Source organism: Micromonospora nigra (genome assembly GCF_900091585.1).
Lineage (GTDB): Bacteria > Actinomycetota > Actinomycetes > Mycobacteriales > Micromonosporaceae > Micromonospora > Micromonospora nigra.
Genome location: NZ_FMHT01000003.1, coordinates 5,479,426 through 5,499,008, shown reverse-complemented (window position 1 = coordinate 5,499,008; position 19,583 = coordinate 5,479,426). Strand labels below are relative to the sequence as shown.

The 19,583-nt window shown below is 70.1% G+C and carries 17 protein-coding genes; 3 read left to right on the top strand and 14 right to left on the bottom strand.

Annotated elements, in window-relative coordinates; genetic code table 11:
* Positions 1 to 28 precede the first annotated feature (28 nt).
* The 4 genes from GA0070616_RS24215 to GA0070616_RS24200 all read right to left on the bottom strand — a co-directional run bounded on the left by GA0070616_RS24215 (position 29) and on the right by GA0070616_RS24200 (position 4,964).
* Positions 29 to 1,474 (bottom strand): glycoside hydrolase family 43 protein, encoded by a 1,446-nt coding sequence (locus tag GA0070616_RS24215; protein WP_091087774.1) that lies wholly within the window; start codon positions 1,472 to 1,474, stop codon positions 29 to 31.
* A gap of 17 nt (positions 1,475 to 1,491) precedes the next feature.
* Positions 1,492 to 2,868: an AbfB domain-containing protein gene (locus GA0070616_RS24210; RefSeq protein ID WP_217628230.1), complete on the bottom strand. Its 1,377-nt coding sequence runs from the start codon at positions 2,866 to 2,868 to the stop codon at positions 1,492 to 1,494.
* A 263-nt stretch (positions 2,869 to 3,131) separates the two neighbouring features.
* Positions 3,132 to 3,893, bottom strand: coding sequence for a class I SAM-dependent methyltransferase (locus GA0070616_RS24205; RefSeq protein ID WP_091091514.1), 762 nt, complete (start codon positions 3,891 to 3,893; stop codon positions 3,132 to 3,134).
* A 288-nt stretch (positions 3,894 to 4,181) separates the two neighbouring features.
* Positions 4,182 to 4,964, bottom strand: coding sequence for a hypothetical protein (locus GA0070616_RS24200; RefSeq protein ID WP_091087770.1), 783 nt, complete (start codon positions 4,962 to 4,964; stop codon positions 4,182 to 4,184).
* A gap of 462 nt (positions 4,965 to 5,426) precedes the next feature.
* Here GA0070616_RS24200 and GA0070616_RS24195 point away from each other — a divergent pair, with 462 nt between their 5' ends.
* From GA0070616_RS24195 to GA0070616_RS24185, 3 genes are read left to right on the top strand one after another with little or no spacing between them, the layout of a single operon-like run.
* Positions 5,427 to 5,930 carry a nitroreductase/quinone reductase family protein gene (locus tag GA0070616_RS24195; RefSeq protein ID WP_091087766.1) on the top strand — a complete coding sequence of 168 codons (504 nt, stop codon included), beginning with the start codon at positions 5,427 to 5,429 and terminating at the stop codon, positions 5,928 to 5,930.
* Entirely contained in the window at positions 5,927 to 6,796 is an 870-nt protein-coding gene (locus GA0070616_RS24190) for an SDR family oxidoreductase (RefSeq protein ID WP_091087763.1), read from the top strand. Before GA0070616_RS24195 ends, GA0070616_RS24190 begins: the two co-directional genes overlap by 4 nt.
* Before the next feature lie 22 nt (positions 6,797 to 6,818).
* A complete protein-coding gene (locus GA0070616_RS24185; protein WP_245712875.1) occupies positions 6,819 to 7,403 on the top strand; it encodes a TetR/AcrR family transcriptional regulator in 585 nt (194 codons plus the stop codon).
* A 320-nt stretch (positions 7,404 to 7,723) separates the two neighbouring features.
* On the opposite strand, the gene GA0070616_RS24180 is transcribed toward GA0070616_RS24185, so the two are convergent.
* The 10 genes from GA0070616_RS24180 to GA0070616_RS24135 form a co-directional block, all read right to left on the bottom strand.
* On the bottom strand, positions 7,724 to 9,160 hold the full coding sequence (locus GA0070616_RS24180; RefSeq protein WP_091087756.1) for an RICIN domain-containing protein: 1,437 nt from the start codon (positions 9,158 to 9,160) through the stop codon (positions 7,724 to 7,726).
* A gap of 192 nt (positions 9,161 to 9,352) precedes the next feature.
* Positions 9,353 to 10,444, bottom strand: coding sequence for a substrate-binding domain-containing protein (locus tag GA0070616_RS24175; protein WP_091091512.1), 1,092 nt, complete (start codon positions 10,442 to 10,444; stop codon positions 9,353 to 9,355).
* 13 nt (positions 10,445 to 10,457) lie between these two features.
* Entirely contained in the window at positions 10,458 to 11,222 is a 765-nt protein-coding gene (kduD, locus tag GA0070616_RS24170; protein WP_175440299.1) for a 2-dehydro-3-deoxy-D-gluconate 5-dehydrogenase KduD, read from the bottom strand.
* A 2-nt stretch (positions 11,223 to 11,224) separates the two neighbouring features.
* A complete protein-coding gene (gene iolB / locus GA0070616_RS24165) occupies positions 11,225 to 12,049 on the bottom strand; it encodes a 5-deoxy-glucuronate isomerase (RefSeq protein ID WP_175440191.1) in 825 nt (274 codons plus the stop codon).
* A gap of 35 nt (positions 12,050 to 12,084) precedes the next feature.
* Positions 12,085 to 13,269, bottom strand: a complete 1,185-nt coding sequence (locus GA0070616_RS24160; protein ID WP_091087752.1) for a glycoside hydrolase family 88 protein — start codon at positions 13,267 to 13,269, stop codon at positions 12,085 to 12,087.
* Between the two features lie 85 nt (positions 13,270 to 13,354).
* The gene (locus GA0070616_RS24155) at positions 13,355 to 14,038 is read right to left on the bottom strand and encodes a hypothetical protein (protein ID WP_091087747.1); all 684 of its coding nucleotides are present in this window, start codon (positions 14,036 to 14,038) and stop codon (positions 13,355 to 13,357) included.
* A 3-nt stretch (positions 14,039 to 14,041) separates the two neighbouring features.
* A complete protein-coding gene (locus tag GA0070616_RS24150) occupies positions 14,042 to 14,938 on the bottom strand; it encodes a carbohydrate ABC transporter permease (protein ID WP_091087746.1) in 897 nt (298 codons plus the stop codon).
* On the bottom strand, positions 14,938 to 15,831 hold the full coding sequence (locus GA0070616_RS24145; RefSeq protein ID WP_245712874.1) for a carbohydrate ABC transporter permease: 894 nt from the start codon (positions 15,829 to 15,831) through the stop codon (positions 14,938 to 14,940). The genes GA0070616_RS24150 and GA0070616_RS24145 overlap by 1 nt, the downstream gene beginning before the upstream one ends.
* Positions 15,832 to 15,917: 86 nt before the next feature.
* The gene (locus GA0070616_RS24140; protein ID WP_091087740.1) at positions 15,918 to 17,219 is read right to left on the bottom strand and encodes an ABC transporter substrate-binding protein; all 1,302 of its coding nucleotides are present in this window, start codon (positions 17,217 to 17,219) and stop codon (positions 15,918 to 15,920) included.
* Positions 17,216 to 19,273, bottom strand: coding sequence for a DUF2264 domain-containing protein (locus tag GA0070616_RS24135; protein WP_091087736.1), 2,058 nt, complete (start codon positions 19,271 to 19,273; stop codon positions 17,216 to 17,218). Before GA0070616_RS24135 ends, GA0070616_RS24140 begins: the two co-directional genes overlap by 4 nt.
* Between the last annotated feature and the right edge of the window lie 310 nt (positions 19,274 to 19,583).

The following is a 19,583-nucleotide window of genomic DNA, read 5'->3' as shown; positions in this document are numbered from 1 at the left end:
CGGCCGTCCGGAGAAGTCGCGGCGAGTGCTACGAAGTTACCCGGAAGGTGGCGTCGCTACGGCCCTGCGCGTCGGTGATCGGGTCCAGCCGGAGCAGGTAGTCGCTGTGCCGGAGATACCGGTCGGGGTGGCTGTAGGACTGGAACGACGTCCAACTGGAGTTGGCGAGACCGGCCACCTGGCGGAAGGTGGCGTCCGCGGCGAACACCGCGCTGCCGTCGTTGGCCTCGAGCCGGAAGTCGAAGCCGTAGTGGCGCAGGTAGTAGCCGGGGTAGTTGACCGACTCGAACGACACGTGGCCGGAGTTGGCGGCCAGGCCGGGCACGAGCCGGAACTGCGCGTCCTGCGCGGGGCTGACGTTGGCGTCGATACGCACGTCGAAGTCGACGTGTCGCACGTACCGGTCCTGGTAGTTGTAGGACTGGATGCGGTTCACCGGCGTGTTGCTGCCCCACCGGCCCAGCACGCGGCTCTGTTCGGCGGCGGTCAGGTTGAGCACCGAGCCATGGCGCTTCCGGGTGCCGCCCATGCCGTACGACCCGGAAGCCGGCAGCCGGTAGGAACCCGCGCTCGTGGGATTGGTCGTCAGCACCGGCAGGTATCCGCGTCCGGACGCGTACTGGTCGAGGTAGAGCGCCCACTCGTTGCGGTTGTTGAACTTCGTCCACATCGGGCCCTCGACCTGGCTGCCGGTCAGCCCGATGCCCGACAGGTTGCCCAGGTGGGTCCAGGTGCCGAGGATGGTGTTGCTGCCCTCGATGGTGATCTGACCGTCACGGGAGGCGCGCAGGTAACGGTGGGAGCCGGTGCCGGCCGGCAGCTCGATGATCTGCGTGTCGATGATCTCCTGGGTCCCGGGCCGGCTGATGTAGGACTGCGGTGTGGTGATGGTGCGGAAGTCGGTGGTCCGTGCCGCGTAGATGCGGTGTTTCGTGGCGCCGTTGTGCGGCACGTTGGTGGCCCAGTAGAGGACGTAGTCGTTGGTCGCGGGATCCCAGACGGCCTCCGGGGCCCACGCGTTGCGTCCGTCCGGGATGCGGCCCGCGACGTTGAGCAGCCACGGCGCCGACCAGGTGACGAGGTCGGTGGATTCCCACACGACGAGGTTGCGGCTGCCGTTGTTGATGGCCGACGACCAGTCCTGGCCGCAGCCGATGCACAGGTCGGTGGCGATGATCCAGTAGCGGTCACCGGCGGGTGAGCGGACCAGGGCCGGGTCGCGTACGCCTCGCGTGCCCACCGTGGAGTTCAGCACGAGCCTGCCGTTGTTCAGGTCGGTCCATCGCAGGCCGTCGGTGCTGTGGGCGAGGTAGATCTGTTGGCCTGTCGACGACTCCCCGGTGAAGTGCGCCATCAGGTAGCCGGTGAACGGGTCCTGGGCGGCGGCCTTCTTCGGCGTCACCGCCGCCCAGGTGGTGAACAACAGGCAGACGGCCGCGAGGACCGCGCTCAGCCGGTGCAGTGATTTCGACATGGGTTGGATGCCCTCCCCTAGCTGGTGATCCGGAAGGTGGCGTCGGCGCGGCCGGTGGCGTCGGTGATCGGGTCCAGCCGCAGCAGGTAGTTGGAGTGGCGCAAATAGCGGTCGGGGAAGTTGTAGGACCGGAACGACACCGCGGCGGCGTCGGCCAGTCCGGGCACCCGCTTGAAGGTCGCGTCGGCGCGGAAGGTGGCGCTGTTGTCGTTCTGCGCCAGGACGAAGTCGTAGTTGGCGTGACGCAGGTAGTAGCCGGGGAAGTTCACCGACTCCAGCGACACGTTGCCGTCGGCGGAGCTGGCCAGGCCGGGCACGATCCGCCACTGCGAGTCCGCGAGCGGGCTCACGTTCGCGTCGATGCGGGCGTCGTAGTCCACGTGCCGCACGTACCGGTCGGTGAAGTTGTACGACTGCAGCCGGTTGGCCGGCGACGTGGGTGTTCCGACGCCGACGCTGGTCTGGGTGACCGGGCGGATGGTGCCGTCGCTGTTGTAGGTCAGGTACTCCATGGCCAGCGAGCGGCGGAAGTTGTTGCTGCCTGGCAGGTCGTTGCGGTGGTAGGCGATGTACCAGCGACCGTTGAACTCCGCGATCGAGTGGTGGTTCGTGTTGTTGTTGGTGTAATCCAGCACGATGCCGCGGTAGGTGAACGGCCCGAGCGGGTTGGTGGCCGTGGCATAGGCGATCCGGCCGGGCCAGCCGGTGGAGTAGGAGTAGTAGTACAGGCCGTTGCGCTTGTGTACGAAGCCGGCTTCGCCGAAGGCGGTGCCGCTGCCGGTGCCGCTGATGGTGATGTTCTGGATGGCGCCGGAGGTCGAGGTCAAGTCGGCGTTCAGCCGGACGACCTTCGGGGCGCGGGCACCGCCGAAGTACAGGTAGGCCTGTCCGTTGTCGTCGACGAAGGCGGCCGGGTCGATCGGTTCCTCGCCGGTGTTGGCGTCGCGTCCGCGTTCGATCAACGGGGTGCCGCGGGGATCGCTGAAGCCGCCGGTGGGTGAGGTGCTCCGCGCTACCCCGATCTTCGTCCGGTCAACCGGCAGGTAGAGGTAGTAGTACCCGTTGCGGCGCACCGCGGACGGTGCCCACGCGTACTGCCTCGCCCAGGAGAACCCGCCGACCGCGAACGGCGCGCCGTGGTCGGTCCAGTCGACCAGGTTGCTCGACGAGTACACCCGCCACGCGTCGGAGTCCCAGTAGGTGCCGCTGTTGCCCTGGTCGTCGGTGGCGTAGATGTACATCCGGTCGTTGGCGACCAGCATCGACGGGTCGGCGGCGAAGCGGTTCACGATCGGGTTGGCCGCCTGGGCGGGGGTGGCGACCAGCGCCGCGGTCACCGCGACACATGCCGCGACCAGGTACGCGGCCACGCGACGGAAAGCTGTTCGCGTCATGGAGGCTCCTCTGGTTGCCGCAGCGTTTCCGCCGTGTTACTCAGATCGTCCGCCCGAGTGTCATCGATAACATCGATACGTGTCAAGGCACCCGGCGCGGGACGCCCCGGCGTCAGGTTCGACAGCAGAGGAGCGCGAGCGGGCAGAGACGCTTACCGCCACTGAACAGTGACAACCCGCAGCCGGTGAGACCGGACCGGCTGCCGGCCCGCCAAGTCAAGGCAACTAACGCCCCCTCGAGAGCCTCCGTGTTATCGATAACATCACCGCCGTCGTTCGAACGTGAGCATCGGCTCGGACAGCGCGGGCGACGGGGCGTCGGGGTCGGCGGCCACCGTCTTCTCGATGCTGCGCAGGCCGGCCTCCACCTCGTCGTTGCTGAGCTGGGCGAAGAACGAGAGAGTGCGCAAGCGCAGCCGCTCGAGCATGTCGGTGCGGGTCTCGTCGGTCGGGTGGGTCACCATGTCGAACTTGGCGACGCGCCAACCGTCCGCCGTGAACATCGCAATGACCTCGTGCAGCGGCGGGAACAGCGCGGTGTCCACCTCGAGGCCACGCGGGAAGTGGTCCAGCCACCACGGCTCGGGGTGATGGTCGCTGAAGTTTCCGCGCAGCAGCAGCCGCCCGCCCGGCCTGACCACCCTGGCCAGTTCCCGAACCGCTCGGGGCTTGTCCTGGACGTGGTGCCAGGCCAGGAACATGAGCGCGTAGTCGGCGCTCCCGGACGACACTGGCATGTCCTCGGCGGAGCCCGCCAGGTACCGCACACCGGGGTGTGGGGACTGCGCCTGCGCCACCTCGCGCATGCGGACCGACGGCTCGACCCCGGTCACCGGCCCGAACGCACGCGCCAACGCAGGGGTGAACCTGCCGGTCCCCGAGCCGACGTCCAACCCCACCAGCGGACGCCGCTCGGGCAGCGCGGCTGCGAAGGCGTTCAGCCACGCCCTCGACTGCTGTTCGGTCAGCGCCCGGCCGCGCGGGTAGTTCTGGTACTGCTCCCTGTCGTAGTCGACCCGCCTCATCGTCGCCACCTCGCCGATCACGCCCAACCGTCAGATGTATCGAACCGATACATCTGACGGTAGTCGGCGTCGCGCGCGAGAGCTATCAGGGCGAGCGGGTGCGCCTGCTGGATCCGATCTCCATCCGGCTCACGTTCGCCCCCGGGACGAAGCGGTCACGGGTAACGCCGGGGCCGGATCGAGCGTGCCGATCCGGCGGGCACGACAACAGCAGCGCGAACAGCGCCACCCCCGTCGAGCTGGTGTTACGGCAGGGACTGCGAACGGATGACGGCCGCTTCGCCGGCCTCAGCGCCGGGCGCCGCCCGGTCGACCCCGGCCGCCCCCGGAGGCGCGGTGACCGATGCGCGGAGTCCGTACCACCGGGGAGCTACCGCCCCCGGGGCGGAAGTCCCGCGCCGCGCCGGCCACCATCTCGTCGGGATCGCGTTCGAGCGCCTGCCGGATGTGCGGCGGGACCAGTTCCGACGTCGCCATCGCCATCCGCACCTGCACCGACCGGTCGTCGACCAGGCGTCGCAGATCCGCCTCGTCCAACTCGACCGCGAGCACCAGCGCGGCGCGGACGTCCACCACGGGATCCTGGGCGAGTGCGCTGCGCTGGGCGGTGGTGGTCCGCGGATTACGGGCCAGCCCCTTGCGTACGCGCGCGGTGCGGTCGGCCATCAGGGCGGTGATCACGTCGGGGTCGTGGGTGTGGGTGGCGAGTCGTTCCCGTACCTCCGGTGACGCGTCGTCGACCAGCAGCGCGGCCAGCTCGGGCTCCAGCTCGCGCGTCTCCGCGAGGAGACCGCGGAGTTCCTTGTCGGACGCCTCCGCCATCACCCGGCGAACCGACTCGTCGCAGGCCGGGTTGCCGGCGACCGCCCAGCGGACCCACCGGTCGGCGTCCTTGACCAGCCGCAGGAGATTACCGACCGAGGTCGAGGGGTTTCTCGCCACGGCCTCCCGGACGTTGCGATCATGATCCCGGGTCAGCGGGCGCAGTGCCTGCGCAGGCGCGTCGGTGCGGGTCGCGACCGCCTTGCGCACCACGGCCGACGGGTCGGACGCCAGATCGATGAGAGTCATCTGTGGTGTCGTGGGGTCCTGCGCGAGGGCGAGCCGCGCATCGACGCTGCCACCCGTCGCACCGTCCGCGACGGCACCTGACCCACTGTGACGGTCGGGTCCGCCGACGTCCTGCTGATTCCCCATGGGCGTCATCATGTCACGGGCTGCCCGAGCGCCCGTCGTCTGCGAGGCGCGGCGCAGTTCGTGCTCATCGCCGTGGCCGGCGAACGTGCCGGCGTTGGGCAGCCGGCCGATCGTGACCAGGTGGTCGAGCTGCTCGCGCAGGATGTCCGGGCCGCCGACCTCCGTCCGCAGCGATGCCTCGGACCGGATCCGGCATCGGCTCGAAGTTCCTGAGTTCGACGGCGTCTGACTCGTACGCGACGTAGGTGGCGTACTTGCCGCCGATGCGCTGCCACCAGCCTTGTCGCCGCCGTTCACGCGCTTTCCGCTACGCATCCGTAGCGTTATGGTGGGGGTATGGCAACCACCTCACGACCGGCAGTGCAGCGGGTTCGTCCACCAAAGGCTCCGTACCGCGTCGTCAACCGGGTCATCCGCTGGCTGTTGTCCGAGCCGTCCCGAGCGGGGCGCGTCGGACGGCATCTGCTCCTGCTCCACGTCACGGGGCGACGTACGGGCCGCGACCTGGTGTTTCCGGTGGCCTACCGGCCAGCCGGCGACGGCCGGCTGCTGGTGTTGACGAACTCGCCATGGCGGGTCAACCTACGCGGGCGTCCAGATGTGGCGGTGACGCTGCTGGGCAGGCGGCGCCCCGCTCGCGCCGAGTTGGTCGAGGACCCGGATCGCGTCGCGACGGCCTACCGCCACCTGATCGAGGCGGTCGGGCACCGGCGCGCCGGCAGGCGCATGGGCATTCGAATCAACGTGCCCAGGACGCCCACCCACGAAGAGTTGGCCGAGGCGGCGCGCCGCGAGGGACTGGCCCTGGTCTACCTCGATGTTTCTGGTGGTGTGCGATGAACGCCCCGGTGCTGGTGACCGGCGCGACAGGCAACGTGGGAGGCGCGGTCGCCCGGTCGCTGCAGGTGGCAGGGATTCCGGTGCGGGTGGCCGGCATCGACCCTGACCGGCTGCGCGAAACCTTCCCGCGCGTACCGGTAGCACGGCTGGACCTGAACGACGCGAGCACCTTTGACGCGGCGCTCGCGGGCGCGGGCGGGCTGTTCCTGCTGAGGCCGCCGCAGATCGCCCGGGTCGGACCGACCCTCAACGCGCTCGTCGATGCGGCGGCCCGGCACGGCGTCGATCATGTCGTGTTCTCCTCCGTCACCGGCGCTGACCGCAACAAGGTGCTGCCCCACCACCGGGTGGAGACACACCTGCGCGCGTCGGGCCTGCCGTACACCGTCCTGCGTCCGGGCTTCTTCGCCCAGAACCTCGCCGATGCCTACCGCCGCGACATCCGTGACGACGACCGGATCTACCTGCCCGCCGGCCACGGGCGGGCCGCGTTCGTCGACACCCGTGACCTCGGCGATGCCGCGGCCGTCGTATTCGCAGATCCGGACGCGCACCGTGGGGCCGGATACACGTTGACCGGCCCGGAGGCGCTGGACTTCGATCAGGTCGCGGCGCTGCTCACCGAGGCTCTCGGCCGACGGGTCCGCTACCAGCCCGCCACAGTCGCCGGCTACCTGCGCCACCTGCGTCGGCGCGGGGCTCCCCTGGTGCAGGCCCTGGTGCAGACCGTCCTGCACACCGGGCTGCGACGGGGGCAGGCAGCAGCGGTCGATCCCACGCTGCCGCGCCTGCTCGGTCGCCCGCCTCGCACCCTGCGAGAGTATGTGCACGACAATCGGGACCTGTGGCGGACGTCGACAGGGTGAGCGAACGCGAGGCGGTGACCGGGTGAGCGGGGTGACGGACCCTCGGGTACGGCGTACCCGGACCGTCGTGATCGCCACCGCGCTGCGACTGCTCGTCGAACGGGGCGTCGCCGGCACCACGGTCGAGGCCGTCGCGGAGCGATCCGGCGTGGCGAAGACGACAATCTACCGGCACTGGAACGGTCAGGCGGATCTGGTGCTCGACGCCTTCGCCAGCGTCCGCCGACCGCCCACCGATCCCGACTCCGGCAGCCTCCACGGCGACCTCGTCGAACTGGTCGGTGGGCTGGCCTCGGCGTTGTCAGACGGCCCGGCGGCCGGGTTGTGGTTCGCGCTGATCGACGCCGCCGAACGCGACCGGGATTTCGCGGCACTGCACCGACGGGAGGCCGAGGCCCGGCACGAGGTGATCCTGCGCGTCGTCGAACGCGGCATCGCCCGAGGGGAACTGGCGGAAGGGACGGACCCGCTCGATGTGCTCGACCTGCTCGCCGGGCCGCTGTTCCACCGCCGTGCCGTCGGCGGCGCCACCGTCGACCGAGCCTTCGCCGAACGGGTCGTGGCCCGGGTGCTGGCCGCATACGCACCCGGGCGCAACAGGTCGTGACCCTCGCCGCGCCGCGATCCCACGTTCGGCCGACGCGCGTACCGCCGGGCGGCGGCTCCACCGACTACGGTGAGGCCGTGCAGATTCCCGGTCTGGGTACGGTAGTCGAGGATGCTGACCTGGGCTGGTATCGCAGTGTGCCGATACCGGCGCCGAGACGCATCGTGCCCGGATGGCAACCCGTGCGCTGACCGCGAGTAGCCGACCGTTGCCCGCCAGGAAGGCAGACGTGCTCGTCGGTACCGCCACCCGTACGGGCTGGGGCGCGAGCGTCGATGGGCGTCCTCGCCGGGTCCTGCTCGGCACGGGTGACGGCGGTGTCAGGACTGGGTGCGTGTCCATTGCTGGTTGGTACCGCTTCCGCAGGTGTACTGCGTGATGTCGGTGCCGTCGGCGGTGCCGCTGCTCACCACGTCCAGACACTTGCCGCTGTGCCGGGCGCGTAGCTGGTGGTAACTGCCGGTGGCGACCCACTGCCACTGTTGGTTGGTGCCGCTCCCGCAGCCGTACTGGATGACGTTGGCGTGGTTGGCGGTGGAGGCGTCGGCGACGTCGAGACACTTCCCGCTGTGCTGGTTGACGATCCGGAAGTAGCCGCTGCCGGCGTCGCGGAACTCCCACTTCTGGTTCGCACCGCCGTTCCAGGACCACTGCTTGACCTCGGCGTTGTCGGTGACGGCCATGTCCAGCACGTCGACCACCTTGCCGCTGTTGCGGTTGGTGATGCGGTGGTAGGCCGGCGCCTGTCCGGTGATGGTGCCCGTGGCCGTGTCGACGGTGATGGTGGGATACCAGGTGAGGCTCATCGTCGTGGCGGATGGAAAGGTGATTGGCAGCCAGACGTACTGGGAGTCGTTGACCGGTCCGCCCCAGGCGCCGGCCCAGCGGTCGCCCATGTAGAGGTAGCTCGTCGTCGAAGTGCCCTGGATGGGGAGCACGAAGGTCGACTGGGAGCGGAAGGTGGTCGAGTCACCGACGTTGGTCATGGTGGTCCACGGACCCGAGATGCTGGGCGCCGTGGCATACCTCGCCTGGTTCGGGTTCCAGCCCGTCAGGCCCGAGGTGAGCAGGAAGTAGGTGCTGCCGCGCTTGAACAGGGCCGGGGCCTCGCGGCTGGCGTCGTTCCAGAAGTTGCCGACCAGCGTGGCCACCTGGAGGTAGTCGGCGGTGAGACGGTAGAGGTGCAGGTCGCGGTTCTCGTCGGCGGCCGAGAGCATGTAGGCGGTGCCGCCGTCGTTGTAGAGCGTGATGTCCCGCGACATGTGGCCCAGCGGCCGGAAGCTGCCATGGTAGGTGTAGTCCCCGTCCACCGTGGCCGACGAGGCGACGGCAGCCCTGGCCTCGCCGTAGTCGGTGCCGTTCTCCTTGTGCATCCACATCACGTACCGGCCCGTGCCGGCGTTGTAGATGACCTTCGGCCGCTCGATGTTGGCCACCCGCAGCTCCGCCGCCGACGACTGGGTCAGCACGTTGTTACGGAACTCCCAGTCGCGCAGGTTGGTGGAGCGGTAGACGGACACCGCCCGGAACGTGTTGTCGGCGTTGCGGTTCTCACCGAACCAGTAGTAGTAGCCGCCGACCTTGAGCACACCACCGCCATGCGCGTGCAGGGCGTTGCCGTAGGTGTCGGTGAACTGCGTGCCGTTCGGGATCGTGACCGGCGCCGCCTGTGCCGGAGCGGCGGTCACTGCCACGACCGCCGATCCGGCCAGGGCGAGCGCTGCGACCAGCGACAGGAGCCGTCTGTTGCGTCTCACTACGTTCGTCCTTCCGTGGGCGGACGGCGGCGGAGCGACACACTCGGACCTGGTGCCACCCACGGCCGACCGATGACGGTTCACACCGGGTTGACACCTTGGTAATCGACCGCGAACCGCAGCGCCACAATCCGAACCAACTCATCCATGAACGTACATTTCTGAACGTCGTCGGCGACCGCTTCCTGCCGGCTAGTGCCGTTGCGTGGGAGACAGCGAGGAACCGCGGACGACGAGGTCGGGGGCGAGCAGCACCCGGTGCGGTGGCCGACGGTCACCGTCGAGGAGGCGGGAGACCATGAGTTCGACGGCAAGGCGGCCGACGTGGCTCTTCGGCGGCCGGACGGCGGTGATCGCGGGATCGGCCAGGTGGGCGATCTCGTCGTCGTAGGACACGATCGCCAAATCACCGGGGATGGTGATGCCCAACTCGGCGCAGAACTGGGCGACCGCGATGGCATGGGGATCGCTGTGGACGATCAATGCGGTGATCTTGGATAGTCGGCAGTCACGGAGGATGCGGACGATGACGTCCCGCTGCCCGGGCGCCGTGACGGTCTCCTGCATGGCCAGGACGCCGGACGTTCGGGGATCGGCGGCGGCGGTCTGCCAGGCCTGCCGCAGGTGGACCGAGGTGGGGCTGCCCTGCGCGACGACGAGCCCGATCCGTCGGTGCCCCTGCTGCCGGAGGTGGTAGATCGCGATCTCGAGGCCGAGGCAGTGATCGCTGCGCACCCACTCGATGTGCCGGGTGGTCGGCGTCCACCGACGTGGCTGGCGTTCGACGAGGATGGTCGGGACCGGCAGGTGGCCGATCCATTCGAGGATCTCGTCGGCGTCGTCGCCGTTGAGGCTCGGCGCCAGCAACAGACCCTGGACCTGTTGCGCCTCGACGAGACGGCTCATCTGGCGGCGGTCCTCGTCGGGGTCGTAGCTCGAGCCGCGCAGTTGGATGGTGACGCCGAGCGCCGCCGCGGCGGCGCGCGCGCCGGCCACGACGGGTGGCCAGTAGAAGTCGAGCGAGGGCACGACCATGCCGATGGTGAAGCGGAGCGGCGCCTGTCGGGGCTGGCTGAGGGTGTTGCTGTGGGGTGGCAGCGTGGCACCGCCGTGGACCTTCGACACGAGGCCCCGTTCGGCGAGTGCGGCGATGTCACGCCGGATGGTGAGTTCGCTGACGCCGAACTCCCGGGCGAGGTCGCGGACCCGTACCGCGCCCTGCCCGCGCAGTTCGGCGAGCAGGCGCTCCTGCCGCTGGGCGCTGAACAGCCGATCGCCTTCCACGCTGCGCACACTCCTATCGGGCGAGCCAGCCTCCGTCCACCGCGAGGACGGCCCCGTGCACGTAACGGGCGGCGTCGGAGGCGAGGAAGACCGCGGCACCCATGAGATCCTCGGGATCGCCCCAGCGGCCGGCCGGGATACGGTCGCGGATGGCACGTTCCCGGTCCGGGTCGGCGCGCAGAGCCGCGGTGTTGTCGGTCGCCATGTAGCCGGGCGCGATCGCGTTGACGTTCACGCCGTGGGCGGCCCACTCGTTGGCCAGCGCCCGGGTGAGCCCGACGACGGCGTGTTTGGCGGCGGTGTAGGACGGCACCCGGACACCACCCTGGTACGACAGCATCGACGCGATGTTGATGATCTTCCCGTGCCCCTGGTCGAGCATGATCCGACCGGCCGCCTGGCACAGGTGGAACACCGCGTCGAGGTCGACGCGCAGCACGGCCGCCCAGTCCTGCGGTGGGTGGGTGACGGCGGCGGCTCGGCGGATGATGCCCGCGTTGTTCACCAGGATGTCGAGGCGGCCGAGTTCCGCCACGGCCGACTCGACGGCGTCGGCGAACTGGTCCGGCCCGGCGGTGGCCAGGTCGCCGGGTACGACCAGGGCCCGCCGGCCGAGCGCCTCCACGACGGCGACCGTTTCGGCGGGGTCGGTGCGGCCCAGCAGGGCGAGGTCGGCGCCGGCCTGGGCCAGCGCGGTCGCGACGGCGCGACCGATGCCGCGGTTCGCGCCGGTGACGAGGGCGACCCGCCCGTCGAGGCGGAAGGCGTCCAGGACCATGGTCACAGGCCCAGGCTGCGCAGTGTCGGAACAGTCTGGCCGACCCAGGCGAGGTCGGCGTCCTCACGGGCGCCCTGGGTCCGCTGCGTGCCGGCCAGGAACCACAGGAAGTAGGTGGTGTAGCCGGGTGCGCTGACGACGGTGTGGTAACCCTCCGGCATCATCTGCATCACGTGCTCGCGGATGGTGACGTTCTCCTCGTACCCGTCGTCGGTGTAGACCCGGCTGATGCCGAACCCGTTCGGCGGGTTGACCCGGTAGTAGTACATCTCCTCGTGCGCGGCCTCGGCGGGCAGGTCGTCGACCCGGTGCCGGTGCGGTGGGTAGGTGCTCCAGTTCCCGGACGGCGTGTAGGTCTCGCCGACGATGAGCCGGCGTGCGGGCAGGTCGGGTTGGGAGATCTCGGTGAGGATCTGGTGGTAGGTCCGACCGAAGTTGGCCGCTCCCCAGCGCCCGCCCACGACCTGTTCCGGTGTGATGACGTACGGGTCGGTGGCCAGGTCGCTGGGAGCGCTGGGCAGGGCGATCTCCACGTCGGTGACCGCCTCCACGGTGACGGTGGCCCCGGTTGGGACGTACACCGAGTGCGGCTTGCCGGAGAAGACGTCGGCACGCCGGCCGACCTGCGGGAAGTGGTGGTCGGCGACGGTGAGGTCCGCGGTGCCGCCGAGGATGACCGCGAGGATCTCCCGATCGCCGGACTCGCCGGTCCACGACTGGCCGGCCGACAGCTTCAGCAGGGTGAAGTCCAGCAGACGGCAGGGGTTGAAGGGCAGCGTGTTGCGGCCGTCGGCGGCGGGGATGGTGCAGTGGTATCGGTGGTTCATGGTCACCTTTCCGGGTTCCGGGTCGTGGTGGCGGGTCACCAGGGACTGGTCCAGCCGGGGATGGTGGCGCGGGTGAGGGCCTCCAGATAGAAGTAGTCACCCCAGAGGGTGCCCTCGTCGACGCCGATGCCCTTGGGCTTGTCGTAGACGCCGTGCAGGAGGAGCGCGTTCGAGACCTGAGGGCCGGCGCTGGCGTAGTTGTCCACGAGGGAGCGCAGGATCCGCCCGGCCCGCACCCGGTAGCCCTCCGCACGCGTCGGGTCGGTGACGCTGCCGGCGAGTTCGGCCAGGCCGCAGGCGGCGATGGCGGCGGCGGAGCTGTCGCGTTCCTCACCGCTGCCGTCGCCGAACTCCAGGTCCCAGTAGGCGACGTGGTCGGCCGGCAGCCGGGCGAGGAAGTGGTCCGCGCAGGTCGTCGCGGCGACCAGCAGCGAGGGGTCACCGGTGTACCGGTGGTTCAGGGTGAAGCCGTAGATGCCCCAGGCCTGCCCGCGGGCCCAACAGGTGTGGTCGGCGTGGCCCTGTTCGGTCTCGCCGCGCAGCGGTACGCCGGTGTCCGGGTCCCAGTAGAAGGTGTGGAAGGTGGTGCCGTCCGGGCGCAGGATGTGCTCGCGCAGCTGGGCGGCGTGCCGGCGGGCGGCGGCGGCGTAGCGGTCGTCGCCGGTGGTCTGGCTGGCCCAGTGCAGCAGCGGGGTGTTCATGAGGCTGTCGATGATGGTACGGCCACGTTGGCGGGGGTCGGCCAGGTCACCCCAGGCCTGGATGATGCCGGCCGGTTCGAGAAAGCGGGTCATCAGGTGGTCGGCGGCGGCCAGGGCTGCCTCCCGGGCCCGCCGGTCGCCGGTGCGCCGCGCCGCCGTGACGCAGGCGAGGGTGTAGAGGAAGCCGAGGTCGTGGGTGTCCAGGTCGATGCCGCCGTGCACCCGGTCGACGAAGCTGTCCACGTGTGACAGGGCTGCTCGCCGAAGGTGTTCGTCGCCGGTCAGGTCGTGGGCGAGCCACAACATCCCGGGCCAGAAGCTGGTCGTCCAGCCGACGTTGGCGCCCTCGGGTTGGCCGGCGGTCGGTGGTCGCAGCGGGTAGCGGTTGGCGACGGTGGTGTCCGCGGGGTACCGCGCGCCGAACGTGTCGATGTTCGCCTCGATGGTGCGAATCGCGGCGGTCACCGCGGCCGCCGTCGCTTCGGCGTCTGGGCTGGGACGGACGTCGGTCTCCGTCATGGATGCTGTTCTCCCTCGCTCGTACGGGCCGTGCCGGGCAGGTGTGTCGTCGGCGTCCCGGCTCGATCGCCGGAAGGGGCGCGGTTCAGGTGCTCGGGGCCGCGATCGTCGGTGGATCGAGCGCGGCCCGCAGGCTGTACCGGCTGTTGGACCACACGACGTACCACAGCGGCGCGGCGGCGACGCCGAGTGCGATCGCGGGACGGGCCACGAAGAGCTGCGCCAGCAACGCCAGGACCAGCAGTGACGCGGCGGTGAGGTACCAGCGGCGCACCGCCAGGTACGCGCAGGCACGGGCCACGTCCCGCAGCCGCGCGGCGGGCCGCTCGGCGATGGTCACCAGACCGAGCAGTGCGGTGGCGGCGGTCAGCACGGCCAGCACGGCGAGGATCGGCAGCGTGAGCGCACCGGCCCGGTGGCCCCACAGCGCGTACGCGTCGACACCGAGGACGACCAGGACGGCGCTGGCTGCGGCGGCCCAGAGCACGGCCGGGCGGGCGGTGGCCCGCCAGGCACGGCCGAACGTGCGTAGCACCCCGCCGGCCCTGCCGGACGAGTAGTCGGACATGACCGCGAAGACGCCGCACAGGCCCGGCGCGCACAGCGGGGCGGCCAGTGCGTACAGCGGCCAGGCCCGCGCGGCGTCGGTGGTGAACGCGAGGGCCACCAGCGGCAGGCAGCCGACCACCAGCAGCATGTTGCTGACCAGTGCCGTGTAGACGCCGTCGACGACGGCGGTGATGGTGTCGTGGCGCGAAGGCGGGTTCATCGGTCAGCCCTTCAGTCCGGTGGTGGCGATACCTTCGATGAAGTACCGCTGCCCGAGCAGGAAGATGACGGCCACCGGGAGCACGGACAGCACCGAGCCGGTCATGATGAGCGCGTACTCGGCGTTGTACTGCGAGATGAACGTGTTCAGCCCCAGTTGGATGGTGCGCAGGTCGGGGCTGCGCAGGTAGATCAGCGGGCCGAGGTAGTCGTTCCAGGTGGTGACGAACGTGAGGAGCGTCAGACTGGCCAGGGCGGGACGGGACAGCGGCAGCATGATCCGCCGGTAGATGCCGAACTCGCTGAGCCCGTCGACCCGGGCCGCCTCGCTCAGTTCCTCCGGGATGGTCTCGTAGAACTGCTTGATCAGGAACACACCGAACGCACCGAACGCCTGTAGCGCGACGATCGACCAGAGGGTGTTCGACAGCTGCAGCTTCGACATCAGGATGAACTGCGGGATCATGTACGACTGCCACGGCACCGCGATCGTCCCCACGTACGCCAGGAACAGCAGGTTGCGGCCGGGAAAGCGGATCCGGGCGAAACCGTACGCGGCGAAGCTGCCGGTGAACACCTGCAGGAAGGTGACCATGACCGACAGCAGGAGAGTGTTCCTCAGCCACGTCGTCATGTCGGAGCGCTGCCAGATGTCGACGTAGTTGCGCCACACCACCTCGTCGGGCAGCCACTTGATCGGGATGGTGAAGACGTCGTTGTTGGTCTTCAACGACGACATCACCATCCAGTAGAACGGCAGCAGCAGCAGCGCCGCCGCGAGCACGAGGGCGGCGTAGCCGGCCAGCCGCCAGGCCCGGGGCGGCACGGGTCGGCCGGCCGGGGTGCTGCCGCCCGGCAGGGTGCTGGTCGGGGCCGGCGCGGAGAGGTCGGTCGCCGTCATCAGCTGCTCCCCCGCTTGTTGATCAGGAACTGGATGACCGTGACGCCGAAGCAGATGGCGAACAGCACGATGGAGACCGCCGAGGCGTAACCGAACTGGTTCTCCACGAAGCCCTTCTGGTAGATGTAGTGCGACAGCACCAAGGTCGACTGACCAGGGCCGCCCTGCGTCATCACCAGGATGAGGTCGAAGACCTTGAAGCTCTCGATGGTCAGCATCACGGTGACGAAGAACGTGGTGTGCCGCAGCCCCGGAAGTGTCACGTTCACGAACCGTTGCCACGGGTTGGCGCCGTCGATCTGGGCCGCCTCGTGGAGCTGGGCCGGGATGGTCTGCAGGCCGGCCAGGAAGAGCAGCATGTAGTAGCCCATGTACCGCCAGGTGCCGACGATGATGACCGCCGGCATCGACCAGTCCCCCGACGTCGTCCAGCCCGGCGGGTCGCCCACCCCGGCCGTGCGGAGGAGGGCGTTGACCGGCCCGTACTCGGGGCTGAACAACTGGTTCCAGACGACCGCGATCGCGACGATCGACGTGATGTACGGGAAGAACGCGACGGTGCGGAAGAACCGCACGCCACGGAGCTTGCGGTTGAGCAGCAGCGCGAGGCCCAGCGCGGCCACCAGGGTCAGTGGGATGTGGAAGACGGTGTAGTAGACGGTGTTGCGCAGCGCGGTCCAGAAACTCGCGTCGGCCCACATCCGGCGGAAGTTCGCGGTGCCGGTCCACTCGGCCACGCCGAAGACGTTCCAGTTGGTGAAGGAGACGTAGAACAGCACGGCGACCGGCACGAGCGTGAGCGCGGCGAAGCCGACGAAGTTGGGCAGGATGAACGACCAACCGGCCAAGGTGTTGCGCCACACCAGGCTGCGTCCAGGCCGCGTTCGCGGCATCGTTGCCATGGGCACTCTCCGGGGCGTCCGGCTTGGCAGCTGGTCCGGCGTGCGGCGTGGGCGACGCGCCGGACCCGCCGGCGAGCTCACTGGTTGAGGACCTCGTTCTTGGCGCGGCTCTGCGCCTCGTTCAACGCCGCGTCGACGCCCTTGCTGTCGGACAGGATCGCCGAGTGTGTCTCGTTGAGAATGTTCTGCAGGCCGGCGGTGTGCTTGGACACCGGGTTCTCCGGCTTGATCGTGTGGGTGGCGTACGCGAAGGTCGACAGCTCGTCCTGCGGCACGCCGTCGAGCCCGAACAGGGTCCGGCTGACCGCGTCGGTGACCCGGGCCGGCGTGATGCCGATTGCGGCGAGAGCCTTGCCGGCCTCCTCGCTGGCCACGTACTGCAGGAACGCCCTGGCCGCCGCGACCTTCGACCTGTCGATCCTCGGGTTGATGCCGAGCCCGGTCGGGTCGCCGAAGGTGACCGGCGTGGCGGAGGTGCCGGTGGTGGACCTGTCGAACTGGGGTGCCGGGGCGATGCCCCACTCGAACGTGTCGGCGTCTCCGGTGGAGCGCTGCTTGAGCAGGGTCGCGATGTACCAGGTGCCCATCAGCAGCATCGCCGACTGTTGCTTGCCGAACTGCGCCTGGTAGGTGAGCTTGTTGGTGTTCGCGGTGCCGTAGGTCGGCTGCGCGCCGGCCGCCTGGAGGTCCAGGGAGCGCTGGTAGTACGGCTTGAGATAGGCGAAGTCACCGGAGAGCAGGTCCGCGCCCGGCGTCTGGGCGAGGGCGAACCCCTGCACCGTGGACTGGAAGACGTGCTGGTAGGTGCCGGTCGCGGTGGAGCCGGCACCCTGCAGGCCGGTGGTCAGCGCCTTGGCCGCGGTGACGTAGTCGTCCCAGGTCCAGCTGCCGTCCGGCGGGTTCACCCTCGCCTTGGCGAACAGGTCCCTGTTGTAGAACAGCACCCAGGAGTCCTGCCGGTACGGCACCGCGTACGTCTTGCCGTCGACCTGGTAGGCGGCGGCCGAACTCACTCCGGCAAGAGCCGAGGAGGCATCGCTGACGTCGAGCAGTTGGCCGCCGCTCTGGTAGGTGTAGAAGTTCTTCAGGTTCTTCAGTACGTACACGTCCGGGGCGGTGCCGGCGGCCAGGTCGGCGGTCATCTGGGTGTCGTAGTTGGCGGCGTCGTACTCCTTGAGTTCCACCGTCACGTTGGGGTGGCTCGCCTTGAAGCCGTCGGCGAGGGTCTTGAACTCCGGTGTCGACGCCAGGCTCCAACCCGCCAGGGTGATCGTCACCGGGGCGTTCGGGTCGACCGGCTCGTCCTCGCCGCCGCAGCCGGCGAGGACGAGGGTCAGTGCCGTCGCGGCACTGACGGCAACCGATATTGCACGTTTCATCCGTTACTCCTCAGGTCAGGGGCCTCGGATCGGCCCGGACTGCTACCAGGTCGCTGGACCGCGGTTCTGGCCCGCTCGGGGTCCAGTCGGGTCACCGTGCTCGCCCCGCCCGGCCAGACGGCCGCGACACGCAGGCCGCCGGCGTCCTCGTCCAGCACGACCCGGCACGCCTGTCTGGCCGTGACCGCACGGGCTCCGGACAGCCCGGTGAGGACGACGACCCACGCACCGGGCCGGACCGGGTGGTCGACCCAGGGCACGACGAGGCCACCGGCGAGCGGCCCGCCGTCGGGAAGGGTCGTGGCACCGGCCGTGCCACCGCCGTGCACGCCGTCGAGCGAACTCGTCAGGCCCGCTCCGGTCACGCTGACCGCGCCGCCGCCGAAGGTGGCCACCGCGTCACCGGCAACGGCCCAGCCACCGACCCGCAGCCGCAACCCGGCGGCGTCGAGGCCGTCGGCGAGATCGTCGACCCGCACCAGACGCAGCTCCCATGGCCCGAGGACCAGCGAGTACACGGTGAGGTGCCCGGCCGGTCGGCAGGTGCCGGCACGGCCACCGCCGTGGTCACGGTGGCCCGGGTCCGGATCCACCCAGTGGGCGAGGGTGCGTGACCCGGCCACCCCCACACCATCGCCGCCGACGTGCGTCGTCAGCAGGCGCATCCCGGCCCGATGGGTGGCCCGACCCCGCTCGTCGACGAGGGTGACGGACTGGTCGAGCGGGGTGGCCCAGCCGCTCTCGTCGAGGACGGGGCTGGTCGCGGTGGAGTAGCCGAGCCGGGCGTAGAGCGGCGAGTCACCGACGGTGGCGTCCTCGACGGCGTGGTCGGTGCCGTGGTTGACCACCCGGACGATGCCGTCGGCGCGGGTGGCCGAGACCAGCCAGCCCGGCGCGCGTACGGCCCGGACGGTGTCCCGCTCCTCGACCGGCAGCGGCTCCTCCGCCGCCGTCCAGACCGGATGGTCGGCGGGCAGGGCGATGCCGAGCAGGCCCTTGCTGGCCCAGTACGGCGAGCCGGGCCCCGAGTAGGCCTGGGCCAGGCGTGGCCACGGCCCGTGCCAGCCCATGGTGAGCAGACCACGGTCGTCGAAGGCGCCACGGTCGACGAAGTGGCGCACGACGCCGGTGGCGGCGCGGCGCAGCTGGCCGAGGCTGACCGACGGCACCTGCGCGATCGCGCCGACCCAGAACGGCGCCGCCGCCGCGAACCGGTAGATCAGGCTGCGCCCCTGCACCAGCGGCGATCCGTCCGCGCCCACGAGCGCGACCGCGTCACGCAGGTACCGGTCGAGACCGGCCAGATCCCGCTCCCGGCGCCCGGCGGCCAACTCCGCCGCGCCGGCCATCCGCGCCCACAACGTCGGATAGACGTGCAGTGCCCAGCCCACGTAGTGGTCGTAGGCGCGCTCCGGCCCATCGGACATCCAGCCGTCCGCGCGGGCGAATCCGTCGTGGGTGGCCAGGTCCTCCGCCATCTCGTCCATCGAGTGCGGCCCGCCCACCGAGCGCAGGAACGTCTGCACGACCAGCCGGAACCAGACCCAGTTGATCCGCGGGTAGCTGGCGTCGCCGACCGCCGGGGTCAGGTAGTCCACCACCCGCTCCCGCACCTCGGACGGCAGCCGGTCCCAGATCCACGGGCGGGTCAGGTCGAGGACGAGCGCGAGGGAGGCGGCCTCGACCTTCGCCTGGGGGTGCTCGTCCAGCCGCACCCAGCGGTCGGCACACCTCGGGTCGGTACCGGCCGCGACTCCCGCCGCGTACCAGTCGGCCAGCTCCTCGACACCCGCTCCCCGCGCACCGGCGATCCGGAAGCCGGCCAGCAGGAACGTCCGGGCGAACCCCTCCAGGCCGTCGACGGCCCGTCCGTAGCCGCCTTCCCGGCCAGGTACGACGACCAGTGCGTGGCCGGGCGACGCGAAGGGCCGGACGGCAGCGAGCATCCGGTCAGCCAGCGCCAACCAGTCACCCCGGCTCCAGGTCCCGGCGGTGTCGGCGGTGTCGGCACCCCCGCCCGGTGCGGATGCCGACTCATCGGCTGCGCCACCCATCAGCCGCAGTCCCGTCGCATCGATCCGCCTCCAGGAGCGTGTCGGAGCGGCGCGTTGCCCGCGTACGTGACGCGCAGGCAACAGCCAGGTTTCCGAAGTAAAACGCTCACAACGAAACAAGTCAATGCCTGTATCGAACCGGGACGACCACGCACGATCAGAAAGGCACAGACACGCACCTCGACCGCGGTGGCAGGTTCCCGCTCGACCGCCACACATCACCACGGAAGCGACTCGAACGTACCCCCGCTCCCCGCCCCTCTCCGCATCGACGTCTCCGGTCGCTACAAAACGCTCTGATACGATCAGA

Coding starts and splice junctions, on each gene's coding strand:
- kduD (WP_175440299.1), bottom strand. CDS start 11,222: ATGGTCCTGGACGCCTTCCGCCTCGACGGGCGGGTCGCCCTCGTCACC.
- GA0070616_RS24210 (WP_217628230.1), bottom strand. CDS start 2,868: ATGACGCGAACAGCTTTCCGTCGCGTGGCCGCGTACCTGGTCGCGGCA.
- GA0070616_RS24155 (WP_091087747.1), bottom strand. CDS start 14,038: ATGAACCCGCCTTCGCGCCACGACACCATCACCGCCGTCGTCGACGGC.
- GA0070616_RS24215 (WP_091087774.1), bottom strand. CDS start 1,474: ATGTCGAAATCACTGCACCGGCTGAGCGCGGTCCTCGCGGCCGTCTGC.
- GA0070616_RS24190 (WP_091087763.1), top strand. CDS start 5,927: ATGAACGCCCCGGTGCTGGTGACCGGCGCGACAGGCAACGTGGGAGGC.
- GA0070616_RS24160 (WP_091087752.1), bottom strand. CDS start 13,269: ATGACGGAGACCGACGTCCGTCCCAGCCCAGACGCCGAAGCGACGGCG.
- GA0070616_RS24135 (WP_091087736.1), bottom strand. CDS start 19,273: ATGGGTGGCGCAGCCGATGAGTCGGCATCCGCACCGGGCGGGGGTGCC.
- GA0070616_RS24140 (WP_091087740.1), bottom strand. CDS start 17,219: ATGAAACGTGCAATATCGGTTGCCGTCAGTGCCGCGACGGCACTGACC.
- GA0070616_RS24195 (WP_091087766.1), top strand. CDS start 5,427: ATGGCAACCACCTCACGACCGGCAGTGCAGCGGGTTCGTCCACCAAAG.
- GA0070616_RS24150 (WP_091087746.1), bottom strand. CDS start 14,938: ATGACGGCGACCGACCTCTCCGCGCCGGCCCCGACCAGCACCCTGCCG.
- GA0070616_RS24205 (WP_091091514.1), bottom strand. CDS start 3,893: ATGAGGCGGGTCGACTACGACAGGGAGCAGTACCAGAACTACCCGCGC.
- GA0070616_RS24145 (WP_245712874.1), bottom strand. CDS start 15,831: ATGCCGCGAACGCGGCCTGGACGCAGCCTGGTGTGGCGCAACACCTTG.
- iolB (WP_175440191.1), bottom strand. CDS start 12,049: ATGAACCACCGATACCACTGCACCATCCCCGCCGCCGACGGCCGCAAC.
- GA0070616_RS24200 (WP_091087770.1), bottom strand. CDS start 4,964: ATGACTCTCATCGATCTGGCGTCCGACCCGTCGGCCGTGGTGCGCAAG.